This window comes from Streptomyces sp. NPDC043812 (assembly GCF_056436245.1).
The window spans coordinates 86,871-99,343 of record NZ_JBWKCY010000016.1; the positions used below are offsets into that span (position 1 = coordinate 86,871).

The window sequence follows — 12,473 nt, forward strand, 5'->3', positions numbered from 1 at the left end:
TCCGGGGGCCTCTCGCGTTGGGGCGTACAGCAGCGAAGTACAGCAACCGCGCCGACCTCTGTTAGCCGGTGCCGCCCATCGCGTCGGACAGCTTGCCGATCGCAGCCCGTACAGCTTCCTCGCTCGCTTCGGCGTAGACCTCCATCGTCATGGCGATCTGTGAGTGCCGCAGGATGCGCTGTGCCACCTTCGGGTGGACCTTGAGGGCGACCAGGAGCGAACTGCAGGTGTGCCGGGTGTTCCGGAGCGGGATGGCCCGCAGCCCGGCGCGGCGAGCCCGAAGGGCGAACATGCGGGTGAGGTTGCCCGGCTCGATCGGGGTGCCGTACTTCGTGGTGAAGATCAGTCCGTGGGCGTCCTGCCAGAGCTCCCCGGCGGCTTTCCGGTCGCCGAGCTGCTGGGCGCGGCGCATTCGTAGGGCCTTGAGGCAGAGTGCCGGCAGGGGCAGGAAGTCGTCGGAGTCCTCGGTCTTGGTCTCGCGGTGGAGGATCTGACGCCCGGCCCGCTGGATCTGGTGGTCGACGTAGAGCTCCCCGGTCTCGAAATCGACGGACTTCCACGTCAGGCCCAACACCTCCCCGCGGCGCAGCCCGAGGCAGAGCACCAGCACCCAGGCCGCGAAGAGGTGGTCATCGCGGGCGGCGGCATCGGTGAGGAACTGGCCCGCTTCGGTGACGGACCACGGCTTGACGCGGCGGCGGCGAGGCTTGGGCACCTTCACCAGCGAGGCCACGTTCTTACTGATCTCCTCCTCTGCGACCGCATGGGTGAGAGCGGCCCGCAGAGCGTCGCGGATGCCTGGATCACCCGGCGGGAGGGGTACGACTCGCAGCAGTCCCCGACCGCACAGCACTTGCGGCGGTTGGTTTCCCGTTTCGCGTCCTTGCCCTGAGCGCAGCACTGGCAGACGGTCGCCAGCTCGGTCAGCCACTCACGCACGTCCCGGACGGTCAGCTTGTCGAGCCGTTTCGCACCGAGGCACGGGCCGATGTAGAGCCGTACGTAGCCCTCGTACGAGACGTACGACAGGGGGGCGAGGTTGGGCTTCACGATCGAGTCCAGCCAGTACGAGAGGAAGGCGGCGAGTGTCCGGTGTGCGGTCTGCACCGGGCCCTTCTTCGCTTCGGCGTGGAGCTTGAGCCACTTGTCGTGGACCTCTTCGCGGGTCTTGCCGTAGGCGTACTTCCGGGCCCGCTCGCCGTCCGGCTTGGTGACCCAGACGTAGGCCGCGTAGCCGTTCTTGTACGGGTAGATGGAGCCCTCACCGTTGCCGCGCTTGCCGCTCATGCCGCCCACCCTTCGGCGTCGGCGGTGACGCGCTGGACGTACTCGTCGACCCAGGCCGGGAGGATGCGGCGGTTACGGCCGACCTTCACGGAGCGGATCTCCCCGGTGAGCACGAGCATCTTGGTCTTGGACAGGCCGAAGCCGAGCATGTCGGCGACCTCGGCGGTGGTGTGCCACTTCCGCTCGATCACGGTGGTGGTCATGCGGTGACTCCTTCCAGGGCGAGTTGGTCTTGCAGGGCTTCGCGGGCGGTTTCGCGGTTGAGCTGGATGTCGCGGGCGATGGAGGCGGCGAGAGCTGACTCACCGGGGGTGTGGCCGTGCCCGGCGTACTCCCAGGAGGCGAGGACGAGCACGGTGTCCGGGTCGCCGAGCACGTCTTGCTCCTGGGCGGCGCGGTAGTCGGCGCGGATCTGGCGGAGAGCGCCGAGGGTGGTGGAGTAGCGGCGGGACTTGGTGGAGAAGTGGCCGCGGAAGCCGAGCATGTGAGCCCAGGCGCCGAGCTTCCGGTCGGGGTAGAGCGGTGCGAGGTCGAGGCATGCCTCGATGAGTCGGCGGGGGTGGTCGGGCACGTCCAGGAGGTCGAGGACTTCCCGGTTCCCGATCCGGCGGTCGAGGCTGCCGGTCGACTCGGCTGCCTTGGTGGCGTACTTGGCGACGTAGGAGGCAACCGCCTGCTCGGTGATGTCGGAGCCGTCACCGAACGCGCGGATCGGGCGGATGTCGAGTTGGCGGCCCCACTGGAAAGGCCGGCAGGGCTGGTCCCCGGCGGCGGGCATGGTGATCGTTGTGTAGGAGTGGGCGACCGCGGCGCGGATCGCGTCGGTCAGCAGGTCGACCGAAGCCCAGGGCGGCGGCGGGGAGTCGGGGCCGTCCGGTCCGTCGAGGCGGATCACGGCGTGGAAGTGGATCGCGCCCCGCTTCTGGAACTCGGCGACCTTGCCGTACGAGAGGCGCAGGACGTCTTTGAGTTCGCGTTGGGTGAGTCCGGCGCGGGCGGCGAGTTCGCGGCGCAGCCGGGTGGTGAAGCGCTGCCAGAGTTGCCCGGCGTGGTTGTTGAACAGCACCGTGCCCGCGTAGTCGTAGGTGGCCGGGTCGAGGGCGGTGCCGAGGGCGGGATCGTCGTCCTGGTGGTGGGTGCCGCAGCGGCAGGCGCCACGGTCGGGCCGGTTGTGCACGCGCCCGAAGGAGGGAGCGGTGAGGGTGGCGAAGACGCGGGGGTGATCCCGGACGGTGGCGGGGATGTCTTTGGTCTCGTCTCCGGCGAGGCCTGCCCGGATGAGGTGGTAGGTGTCTCCGGCGTAGGTGTAGGCGCAGGAGGGGCAGCGGGAGGCGCGGCGGTTGCCGCAGGCGACGCGGAGCCGTCCGTCCGGTTCGGTGTCGGTCGAGTACCGGCGCAGGGTCTCGCCGGTGGTCTTGTCTTTCGCGAGGGTCCATCCGGTCAGGTGGATTGGGTCGGAGCAGCCGCCGGTGCGGTGCACCTGGTCTTTCCAGCGGTCGAAGCCGGGGGACCCGGCCACCCGGAGGACATCGTCCAGGGTGGCCGGGTCCAGGCCCGCCGCAGTGGCGGTGTTGTTCACGCGCTCACCTCGGCAGGGGTGGTCATCGAGTCGAGTTCGCGGGCGGCCTGGTCGGCGGCGGCGGAGATGGCGCGCAGGACGTCGGCGGTGCCGCCAGGGGCGATGAGCACGACGTCCACGGCGCCGCCGCCGATACGCAGGCTGACGAACTCGGAGTCCGGGAAGGTGACGACGCGGGTGCCGGTATCGGGGTCGAGGTGCGCGGTCACGGTGAGGGAGTTCATGCACGGCCCCCGATCAGCTGGGCGGTACGAGTGCGGCGGGTGCCGGTGCCGTGGCAGGCCGGGCAGTGGACGGTGATGGTGCGCAGGTTGCCCAGGCGGTCGCGGCCGCCGAGGGTGACGCGGACGGTGGGGAAGCCGTCGCAGTTCGAGCAGACCCGCACGGCGTGGGTGGTGGGCTGGGTCATGATGGGTGTCCTTCCGGATCGATTGGTTCGGGCAGGGCCCGGCTCCCGGGGCGGGCAAGACTTGGCGGTTGAGGCCGCCCCGGGGGCCGGTCAGCGGGGCTTGTGCTCGGAAGCGATCAGCGAGCGGACGACGAGCGCGCACACGGCGACCGAGGCCGCGGTGACGGCGACCGCGAGGAGCATCGAGACCAGGACCGCGCCGACGACGAGGACGACGGCGGTGCCTCCACCTACGAGGGCGACCAGGGCCCCGGGCGTGAGCTGGACGGTGGGCCGGGCCGGTGTCGCCGGGGCGACGGGGGCCGGAGCAGGGGCCGGAGCGTGCTGGACGACGGCGGTTGGCTCGACGACGGGCGGGGCGACGATGCCGGTAGGGGTCGGCATGGTCGGGATCTTCGGACGGAGCATGATCGATCTCCCTTCTGCGGTGGGCTACTTGATGGCGGTGTCGATGACAGGCGCGAGCAGGCTGTCCGCGAGGAGGAAGCCACCGAGGAGGAGCACGGCGACGAGCCACCAGGGCGGGCGGATGAGCTTGATGCCGAGGGCACCGACGACGATCAGGGCGAGCCAGAGCGGAACGTCCATGGCGGTGGTCTCCCGTTCAGCCAGAGATGCGGCAGCGGTGGGTGCGGGCGGCGAGCTGGGCGGCCGTCTGGCTGGAGAAGTTGGCGGACCAGCCGCAGCGGTCGGCGCTGCAGACGGCCGCGTGCTTGGTACGGCCGTGCCGATCGCGATGGGTGCCGATCTGCACGGGGCCGATCCGCATCACGGAGTGGAAGTGGTCACGGGCGGGCATAGCGGGTCTCCCTTCTGGTCAGGCGAGTTGGGCGGCGATCGCGTCGGCCATCGGGGCCGGGACACCGAGTCGGGCGCGCAGGGTGTCCGTATCGATCGGGTTGCCGGTACGGGTGCGGTGATCGTCAGCGACCTTCCGGGCGTGGTCGACCAGGGCGGCCGGGACCGGCACGGCCGGAGCGGGTTCGGCGAGGGGCAGCGCCGGAGGAGGTTCCGGCGGCTCGACGGGTGCGGGCACAGGGCCGGGGACCGGTTTGGCCGGCACACGCTCGACCGGCTCAGGTTCCGGTGTCGACTCGTGGTCCGCGGCGGTCGGTGAGTGGGCGAGGAGCGTCCCGCCGAGGAAGGCGAGCGCAGGCCATCCCGCGATGCCGAAGCGCAGCCAGGCGGGCGGGTTCTGGAGGTCGAGGAATCCGGCGGTGGCGACGTTGGCGCCGAGCGAGGCAATGAGCGCGATCAGGAACCAGCACCAGGCGAGCCGGGACGGGCCGTCGTTGCGCAGCCGACGCCAGGCGGCGACCAGCAGCAGGTCGACCGAGACCGGGTAGGCCCATGCCTTCCAGCCGGTCTGTCCGGCAGCGGCGGCGAGGTCGTGCAGGTGGGCGAAGGACAGGGCCCCGGCGATCACGGCTTGCACCAGGACGGCGTCGATGCGCAGTTTGCGGGTCATGTCTTCACCTCCTTCGCGGGGCGGTTTGGGCATGGCGGGGTAGGGACGTGGCGCGTGTCGGTCGCGCCGACCGGGGTGCGGGGTGGTCAGGCGGAGGCGGGTGCCTTGGCCGGGGCCGGGATCTTGACCAGCGAGACCACGGGTGGCAGGGCGGGCCGGAAGGCGGTGAGGCCGGGCAGGTCCGGGGTGCGGTGGGCGTGCCGGTTGCAGGCGTTGACGGCTTGTCGCATCGAGGTGTGCGCGGTGCGGATGCGGGCCCAGCCGCCGGACGAGTCGCCGGTGACGGCGAGGCCGGGTGTCTCGGTGGGGATGTTGATCGCGGCCAGGACGGCGTCGGGGGCGATGTCGCCGAATGCCATGTTGGCGGAGGTCTCGTCGTTGACGCGGTGGGCGGTGCGGCCGGTGAGCTGGGCGCGGAGCATGGTGATGCCCTTGCCGAGTTCGGAGCCGAACCGCTGTCCGCAGATTTCCAGGTAGATGCCGGCGGCGCGGCCGAGCTGGGCGAGTCGGGCGAGGGCGGTGATGATGCGGTCCCGGCGCTTCTCCTCTTCCTTGGTGGTGAACAGGGCGAGTTCGGCGACCTCATCGACCAGGAGGACGATCGGGGTCGGGCGCAGGTGGTCGGGGAGGTCCCAGATGTCGGCGGCGATCTCCGCATCCGGCACATCGGCGGTGATGCGCTGTTCGGCCCCAATCAATTGGTAGACGCCCTCCATGTGGGAGACGAGGGCGTCGAGGAGATCGGCGGCGGTGTCGGGGTTGTCGGCCAGCGCGGAGAACCGGCGGGCCAGCGGGAACAGCTCCACACCCTGTTTGCAGTCGATGCCCACCAAGGCCACATCCTGAGCGGCGAGTTCGGCGACCAGGTTGCGCTGGTAGACGGACTTGCCGGACTTCGTAGCCCCGACGGTCAGGGCGTGCGGGGTGGAGCGGTAGTCGCGGTAGTGGACGGCGCCGTCTTCGCGCAGGGCGACCGGGACACGCATCGGAGCGGTGTCGACCTTGGCAGGCATCTGCACTCGCTTGAGCACGTCGTAGCCGGTCATCCGCACCTCGACCACACCCGAGCGCAGTTCACGCGACGTGACGCCGTACATCGCGAACGAGTGCCGGAGGCGGTCCGTGGCCGCAGCCACGTCGAATGCGTCCTGGCCAGGACGGAGCCCCAGCCGTAAGACGAGACCGGTCCGGGTCGGTCGCACTCGAAGGATTCGAGGCGCACGCGACTCGGGGGCCGGGCGATTGGCCATCCGGGCGACGGCGAGCCGCCAGCGGGACGGAGGCACGGTCAGCCCACACGCCTCCATGACCAAGCCGTACCGGACCAGGACGCGCAGCGTGGCGAGGGTGACGCCGAAGGTCAGCCAGTACCAGGCGGGACGCCGCCACCGCAGAAGACCCGCGATGACGACGACCAGCACCAGGAGGGCAGTCAGCCACGACATGCTCAGGCCGCCTTGGGCTTCGTGGCACCGGCTGCGAGTGACGTGACGGCGACGGCGCGGAAGGCGATGCCGTGGCGGCCGTCTCGCTCCCACGGCCGGGCGATCAGACCGGTCAGCGCGACCGGGGTACCCATCGCCAGGTCGCCCGAGATTCCGGTTTCCGGGACGGTCACGGGCAGGAGTTCCACAGTGTCGTTGGCCGCGAACATCACGTGCACGGTCATCAGCGTGCCCCCGGTCTCGGTGTCGGTGGCGACCTCACCGGTACGGCGGTCCTTGATCTTCGGCTGCGGCGGCTGGGCCACCATCACGGAGGCGGCGGAGGTGTCGACGGGAATCTGACGCACAGAGATCACTCCTCTAGAAGTGCTGGACTCCGTCACTCATGTATATGAGTGACATGAAGAAGAGTGCATGACTCCTGTACATGAGTCAACCCGCCGAGGCGAAGAAGTCCCGGCGGGTTGTGAGGAGTTGAGCGAGCGTCAGTCAGCCGCGGGGATGCGGTACTCGAAAACGAACTGGTCAGCCGCCATGAGGGTGTCGCAGACCTCCACCACGCGACCCGCTTCGGTGACCGCGTTGCGAAGGAGGTGGATTACGGGTGCACCGGGGCTCAGGGCCAGTTCGGATGCCTCGGCCTTGGCGGCCGGGCGCGCTTGCAGAGTCTCGACGAACTCGGCGAAGGTGTGGCCGTCGCCCTCCAGGCGGGCGTAGATGCCGCCGGGGCCGGGGTTCTCGGCGAACAGCTCCGGGATGTCCTTGACCACGTCCCACGGCAGGTACGAGGTAGCAGTCTCGACCGGGACTCCGTTGCGGAAGTAGAGCCGCCGCCGGGCGAGAACCTGGGTGCCGGCGGGGACGTCGAGACGCTTGGCGATGTCCTCGGGGGCCTCCATCGGGCCGATGTAGAGGACGCTCACCTTGGCCGTGGCGCCGGACTGCGCGGACTCGGCGAGGTACGCGGCCTTGCCGCCCCTTCGGTGCGATGCCCGGAAGCGGTCGGAGGAGCGCAGCCGCACGGGCGGCCGATCCTTCACGATCGAGCCCTTGCCGTGGCGGGTATCGACGAGCCCACTGGCCCGGACCTCCACCATCGCCTTGCGAATCGTCCCGCCGGAGACGCCGTAGCGCTCGACCAGCTCGGACTCACTCGGCACCAGGTCACCAGGCTTGAGGACACCCGCCCGGATGTGCTGAATGATCTCATCGGCGATCTGAACGTACCGAGGTACGGCCCTGCCACCTCCTACGGCTGTTCCCATAGTCCTTCTCACTCTCCTATGCTCCTGTACATGAGTAACAGCGCCAGCGAAGCCCAGTCAACGCCACTGCACTCCGTGTCGGTGGCGGGAGCAGTGGTGCGCGAGGACGGGCGACTCCTGGCGATCCGCCGAGCGGACAACGGGACCTGGGAACTGCCGGGCGGAATCCTCGAACTCACCGAGGCGCCCGAGGAGGGCGTAGTCCGGGAGGTCTGGGAAGAGACCGGCATCCGGGTCGAGGTGGACGAGCTGACCGGGGTCTACAAGAACACGACGCGCGGCATCGTCGCCCTGGTGTTCCGTTGCAAGCCCTCAGGCGGCGCCGAGCGAACCTCCGCGGAGTCGACGGCAGTTGGCTGGCTCACGCCCGAAGAGGTTGCCGAGCGGATGGGCGAGGTCTACGCGGTCCGGCTGCTCGATGCCCTGGACGGGAACGGGCCTCACGTCCGAAGTCACGACGGCCACCGACTGACGACGGCGCAGTGACCATGCAGCCACACCGAACGATGAGCCGCGGAGAAGCGGTGTCCCTCGTCCGGCGCCTCTTGGACGCCGTTACCGACGAAGCGGAGACAGGCGAGATCCTCGACGCTCTGGAGCGCGGACTAGTGTGCCCCCACATCAGCGACTACATCTACTGGGACTTCGACCAGGAGTTGAGCGCCGAAAAGATCGTCGACCGGGCCATGGCATACAAGCCGATCGCTCTCTGAGCTCCAGGCGCGGTAAGAGTTTCCTTACTTGATCAAGGCGGCTCGCTCCGCTCGCCGCGCGCGGCCCCGGCTCCAGCGCCGGGCCCCGACGCTCCTGTCTCCGCCCCGCTCCGGGCCCCGGCTCCGCCGGCCGCGCGGCTAGAGCGAGCACACCTGATGCGGTGGACGGTAGCCAGCTGTGGTTGGGGCCAGTCGGCTCCACGGCTTTAGGCAGCCACCATGGGGCGAGCCTCGAAGATCATGGCCCCAACGTCGTGCTTTAACGGGCAGGTCCACAGACTGCCCGACTCGTCGGAAGCTTACGGGGCCATGATCTCTCGCCCCATGGCAGCTCCCGCCCAAAGCCGCTCCACCGACCTCGTAGGCGCGTGTCGGGGTGTAGCCCATCACCTGCAATCGGCTGGTGGCAGCGCCAGGGCTGGATCGAATGCGATCCGACGATCGGCATCGAGCGACGGCCGGCGCCGCCAGACCGAACCAAGGCCCTCGCGGAGAACCAGATTGCCGCCCTGTGGCGCCTGGACATCGCGCTGCGGGAGAGGACGTTCTGGCAAGATGCTCTACGAGTCGGTGGCGCGGGCGGAGGAGATCCTGTGCCTGAACGTCGAGGACCTGCACCCGGGCGGACAAGCGCGGCCGGACCCTGGCCAAGGGCGGGGCGACGGAGTGGATCCACTGGCAGTCCGGCACCGCCCAGTTGCTGCCCCGCCTGATCGCCGGCCGCAGCCGCGGCCCGCTGTTCCTCACCGGCCGCAAGGCCCCTGCCGGAACGCCCACCCTGGATGTGTGCCCCGAGACCGGCCGCGCCCGGCTCTCCTACCGCCGCGCCGAGGAGATCTTCGAGGAGAACACCCGGCTGCTGGCCAACCCGCTCGCCCGCGAAGAGGACATCGAAGACCTGGACGGCTGGACCCTGCACCGGCTCCGCCACAGCGCGCTCACCCACGACGCCGAAGGCGGCACCTCCACCCCGATGCTGCTCGCGCGTTCCCGGCACGCCTCCGTCCGCTCCCTGGAGGGGTACGCACGGCCTGGCGTCGACGCGGTCGTCGCCCACGTCGCCGCCCGGGATCGGGCTGCCCGACGAAAGCGCTGAGAGGCCGTCTCTGCGTCACCCTTGGCCTGTTGCCTGTTTCGGTCGTATTCCGGTTGCCCTCCTACCACCCCGTGGCGATCGAGTGACACGGGCTTCGCGGCCGTGATCAAGCCGTCCTCGCCGCGTTCCTGTGTGTGCAGGCATCCCGCGTGAGCCGCCGCCGTTCTCGGCCGGAGCCGCATCACGGCAGACCTACACACCACAGGAGAAACCCACTATGGCCATCCACACGTTGAGGCGGCGCTTCGCCTCCCTCGGCACCGTCCTGGGGCTGGGCGTCGCCCTGCCGTTCGCCGTAGGGGTCACCCCCGCCTACGCGCAGGCCCAGCTGGACATCACGAAGACCCACTCGGGGGACTTCCCCCGGGGCGGGCAGGGGATCTTCACCATCACGGTGAGCAACCCCGGCGACCAGGAGACCCACCCTAACGGGACGCGGATGACGGACACTTTCCCCGCAGGGCTTACAGGCGTAGCGATCGCGATCACTCAGAACACCACCGGCGGCGGGGTTGGGTGTTTTCTCAACGATGCACGCACCAGGGTTGAGTGCGAAACCGACGGCTCCATCGCCGCTGGAGGCAGCTACACGATCGAAGTGATCATGAGCGTGGCCACGGACGCTCCTTGCACGGCCACCAACACCGCCACCGTGATCGATATCCAAGGCGGCCTCAGCGACTCAGCGAGTGACACCGTCAACATCCCCGGCCCCAACTGCAACGGCGGGAACGGCGGGAACGGCGGGAACGGCGGCGGAATGTCCATCCTCACCATCAACAACATCATCAACAACAACAACAACACGAACAAAAACAAAATCATCAACAGCCCCGGCGCCAGCAACACCAACACCAACACCAACACCAACACCAACAACCAGAACCTCCCGGTCAACGCGCCCTGAGAGACCGCCCGCCCCCTGCCTCCACCGCCGGTCGGGGGCAGGAGCCTGCAGCGGCCGCCTCTCCGGCGAAGCCGGTGACCTTGCTCGGGGCCACCCAGCCACACGGGCCGCACTGGCCGCTGCCCTGCCGTGAGTCGATGGCCTGGGCCTGTCGGGCTGACATCACCAGGTGACATCAACGGCTGCGAACGAAGGTGCACCGAAGCGGCCACGGCCGGATCGGCGAGCGGCCTGCGGTCCCCGTTTCTGCGCGCCGCGCCGCGCTGCGATCGAACTTGTAAAGCGGGTGTCGCAGGTTCGAACCCTGCCGGGGGCACCAGCGCAAAGGCCCTGGACCGATCATGGTCCGGGGCCTCGGCGGAGGCCGGCAGGTCGGTGACCTGTAGCAGCTCCAGTCCAAGCTCCTCCACCGAACTCAATCTGCACGCCTCGGGCTACATTCACCAGATGAGCATCGAGGAGCGAGTGAGCTGCGCGTTCTGTATGGAAACCACCGACATCAGCCCTACCGGTGATGGCGTCACGTTGGAGATCACGCGGGCCGGGGCGCTTCCTCTGACGGAGTGATCGGCTCGCCAGGCTTACGTACTACAGGTAAGACACTCCAGGGGGAGTTGCTCCACTCAGCATGCTGCCGTGCCCCGGCCCACCGAACTCACGTGACTTCGGTCCACGGGCCGGTGGTCTCGTCTTTTGGAATCCAGAGCAGCGGTTGGCCCGTGCGGCAGCGCTCGTCCGCCCCCTCTTCCCAAGGGAACCGCCCGGCCTTGTCCGGCCAGAACAGCTGCGTGATTGGCAGGGGCGGGGTCTGGTAGAAGTCGATGCCTGCGCCGAAGAAGTCGTGGTACCAGCTGGGATGCACGGGCCGGACGGCCACGTCGTAGCCGTTGAGGACGTCTCCCCGGCGCTGGTCGGGCTCGAGTGGATTGCCGTCCCGTATAGCTGCCCCAGCGGCGTTCGCCACGCGCATCGCGGTCTGCGATGGCAGGCCGAACACGCTTACCTCGGGACTACGCATTGTGTGCCAGAGACCGATGGAGTAGCCCCAGTCGCCGGGCGCATCATCGCCGGCCACGCCCATGACGTGCCAGCCGAAGTCCGCGACGCTCTTGGCTATGCGGCTGTCGCGTTCCTCCGACACGGGGCCGCCCCATTCCGTCGGGGCGCAGAGGAGGCAGAAGCAAGGGGCGTCGTCCATCCGAGGAGAGTAGGCCTGCTCGCACACGGGGCCGTCGGCCGGGGTAGGCGTACAGCAGCGAAGTACCGCAACCCCAGCAGCCGCCCCCGACCGGTAGCCTCCCTCCGGGGCCGTGGAGCGACCGGAATGACCGTCGCTGACCGTTCCGGCTAGAGCTACGGATCAGAAGGTTGCAGGTTCGAATCCTGCCGAGTGCACACAGATCAGAAGCCCCCGGGATCATCCCGGGGGGCTTCTGGCATCAGCGGATGACATCAACGTCCCCGTCGGCGGACTCGGGCGACTGCATCCGCCCCGGCGTCGTCTTCGTCGTCTTCGTCCGATTCGTGACGAGGGTGCCCAGCATGTCGAGCGGGCCCATCGAATATTCCGTGCAGTGCCGGTCGGCGGAAGTGCAGACTCGCTCCATGGCGGACATAGACGCATTCCGGGACGCGGTCAGCAGCTGGGCGGCCGGCGGTCCCGGCGAACCGGCGAGTGATCTGGCTGTGCAACTGGGGCTGCGGACGGCGGTGCTGCTGGAAGGACTGAGTGACCTCGCGGCCGTCGAGGCGCTGGCCGCGCGGCGTGGCCGGGACCTGGCCGCCGAAGGGGTGTGCGTCGTGTCGATGGGCGGCGCGATGAGTGTCGGCCGCTATGCCGGTCTTCTCGGGCCGCCCGGTCTTGGCCTCGGCCTGAGTGGACTGTGCGACGAGGGCGAGCAGCGCTTCTACGACCGCGCCCTGAAGCAGGCCCGGTCGCCGCACCGGGGCTTCTTCGTGTGCGTGGCGGACCTGGAGGACGAGCTCATCCGCGCGCTGGGCACGGCGCGGATCGAGGAGATCATCCGGGCCGAGGGCGACCTGCGGGCCTGGCAGACCTTCCTGCACCAGCCCGCACAGCACGGTCGGCCCCGGCAGCTGCAGTTGCGGCGCTTCCTCGGCACGAAGAAGGGCCGCAAGATCCGCTACGGCCGTCTCCTGGTGGAGGCCCTCGAGCCCGGACAGGTACCGGCCCCGCTCGACGACCTCGTCGCGAGCCTGTGACCGACGCACGAAAGCGCGGTCACAGCCACTTCGGGCGCTCTGCCCCGCCGTCCGTCCGAGGTGGCCAACCGGCGCGCCCGA

General features: G+C 69.4%; 17 protein-coding genes and 1 pseudogene. 5 read left to right on the plus strand and 13 right to left on the minus strand.

Features of this window, described 5'->3' with window-relative positions; translation table 11 throughout:
- Window positions 1-61 precede the first annotated feature (61 nt).
- From AC067Z_RS23445 to AC067Z_RS23500, 12 genes and pseudogenes are all read right to left on the minus strand, one after another.
- Window positions 62-1,287, minus strand: a pseudogene (locus AC067Z_RS23445) (site-specific integrase).
- Window positions 1,284-1,490 carry an excisionase family DNA-binding protein gene (locus tag AC067Z_RS23450; protein WP_478791530.1) on the minus strand — a complete coding sequence of 69 codons (207 nt, stop codon included), beginning with the start codon at window positions 1,488-1,490 and terminating at the stop codon, window positions 1,284-1,286. Before AC067Z_RS23450 ends, AC067Z_RS23445 begins: the two are co-directional and overlap by 4 nt.
- A complete protein-coding gene (repSA, locus tag AC067Z_RS23455; RefSeq protein WP_478791531.1) occupies window positions 1,487-2,866 on the minus strand; it encodes a replication initiator protein RepSA in 1,380 nt (459 codons plus the stop codon). The genes AC067Z_RS23450 and repSA overlap by 4 nt, the downstream gene beginning before the upstream one ends.
- Window positions 2,863-3,090 carry a hypothetical protein gene (locus AC067Z_RS23460; protein ID WP_478791532.1) on the minus strand — a complete coding sequence of 76 codons (228 nt, stop codon included), beginning with the start codon at window positions 3,088-3,090 and terminating at the stop codon, window positions 2,863-2,865. Before AC067Z_RS23460 ends, repSA begins: the two co-directional genes overlap by 4 nt.
- Entirely contained in the window at window positions 3,087-3,275 is a 189-nt protein-coding gene (locus tag AC067Z_RS23465) for a hypothetical protein (RefSeq protein WP_478791533.1), read from the minus strand. Before AC067Z_RS23465 ends, AC067Z_RS23460 begins: the two co-directional genes overlap by 4 nt.
- A gap of 90 nt (window positions 3,276-3,365) precedes the next feature.
- Window positions 3,366-3,683: a SpdD-like protein gene (locus tag AC067Z_RS23470; protein ID WP_478791534.1), complete on the minus strand. Its 318-nt coding sequence runs from the start codon at window positions 3,681-3,683 to the stop codon at window positions 3,366-3,368.
- A gap of 24 nt (window positions 3,684-3,707) precedes the next feature.
- Entirely contained in the window at window positions 3,708-3,863 is a 156-nt protein-coding gene (locus tag AC067Z_RS23475; RefSeq protein WP_329163099.1) for a hypothetical protein, read from the minus strand.
- 16 nt (window positions 3,864-3,879) lie between these two features.
- The gene (locus AC067Z_RS23480; RefSeq protein ID WP_478791535.1) at window positions 3,880-4,074 is read right to left on the minus strand and encodes a mobile element transfer protein; all 195 of its coding nucleotides are present in this window, start codon (window positions 4,072-4,074) and stop codon (window positions 3,880-3,882) included.
- 18 nt (window positions 4,075-4,092) lie between these two features.
- The gene (locus AC067Z_RS23485) at window positions 4,093-4,743 is read right to left on the minus strand and encodes a DUF2637 domain-containing protein (protein ID WP_478791536.1); all 651 of its coding nucleotides are present in this window, start codon (window positions 4,741-4,743) and stop codon (window positions 4,093-4,095) included.
- Window positions 4,744-4,829: 86 nt separating this feature from the next.
- On the minus strand, window positions 4,830-6,188 hold the full coding sequence (locus AC067Z_RS23490) for an FtsK/SpoIIIE domain-containing protein (protein ID WP_478791537.1): 1,359 nt from the start codon (window positions 6,186-6,188) through the stop codon (window positions 4,830-4,832).
- Window positions 6,189-6,190: 2 nt separating this feature from the next.
- Window positions 6,191-6,535 carry an SCO3933 family regulatory protein gene (locus AC067Z_RS23495; RefSeq protein WP_478791538.1) on the minus strand — a complete coding sequence of 115 codons (345 nt, stop codon included), beginning with the start codon at window positions 6,533-6,535 and terminating at the stop codon, window positions 6,191-6,193.
- A gap of 138 nt (window positions 6,536-6,673) precedes the next feature.
- Entirely contained in the window at window positions 6,674-7,453 is a 780-nt protein-coding gene (locus AC067Z_RS23500) for a GntR family transcriptional regulator (RefSeq protein ID WP_478791539.1), read from the minus strand.
- Window positions 7,454-7,471: 18 nt separating this feature from the next.
- Here AC067Z_RS23500 and AC067Z_RS23505 point away from each other — a divergent pair, with 18 nt between their 5' ends.
- The 4 genes from AC067Z_RS23505 (at window position 7,472) to AC067Z_RS23520 (ending at window position 10,169) form a co-directional block, all read left to right on the plus strand.
- Window positions 7,472-7,939: an NUDIX hydrolase gene (locus AC067Z_RS23505; RefSeq protein WP_478791540.1), complete on the plus strand. Its 468-nt coding sequence runs from the start codon at window positions 7,472-7,474 to the stop codon at window positions 7,937-7,939.
- A gap of 2 nt (window positions 7,940-7,941) precedes the next feature.
- Complete coding sequence (locus AC067Z_RS23510) at window positions 7,942-8,166, plus strand: e9imm peptide (RefSeq protein WP_478791541.1); 225 nt, start codon at window positions 7,942-7,944, stop codon at window positions 8,164-8,166.
- A gap of 697 nt (window positions 8,167-8,863) precedes the next feature.
- On the plus strand, window positions 8,864-9,262 hold the full coding sequence (locus AC067Z_RS23515) for a site-specific integrase (protein WP_478791542.1): 399 nt from the start codon (window positions 8,864-8,866) through the stop codon (window positions 9,260-9,262).
- Between the two features lie 217 nt (window positions 9,263-9,479).
- Window positions 9,480-10,169, plus strand: coding sequence for a hypothetical protein (locus AC067Z_RS23520; protein ID WP_478791543.1), 690 nt, complete (start codon window positions 9,480-9,482; stop codon window positions 10,167-10,169).
- Window positions 10,170-10,824: 655 nt separating this feature from the next.
- On the opposite strand, the gene AC067Z_RS23525 is transcribed toward AC067Z_RS23520, so the two are convergent.
- Window positions 10,825-11,367 carry a DUF4262 domain-containing protein gene (locus AC067Z_RS23525; protein ID WP_478791544.1) on the minus strand — a complete coding sequence of 181 codons (543 nt, stop codon included), beginning with the start codon at window positions 11,365-11,367 and terminating at the stop codon, window positions 10,825-10,827.
- Between the two features lie 407 nt (window positions 11,368-11,774).
- Between AC067Z_RS23525 and AC067Z_RS23530 the strand changes: the two genes are divergently transcribed.
- A complete protein-coding gene (locus tag AC067Z_RS23530) occupies window positions 11,775-12,392 on the plus strand; it encodes a TOPRIM nucleotidyl transferase/hydrolase domain-containing protein (protein ID WP_478791545.1) in 618 nt (205 codons plus the stop codon).
- The last annotated feature ends 81 nt before the right edge of the window (window positions 12,393-12,473 follow it).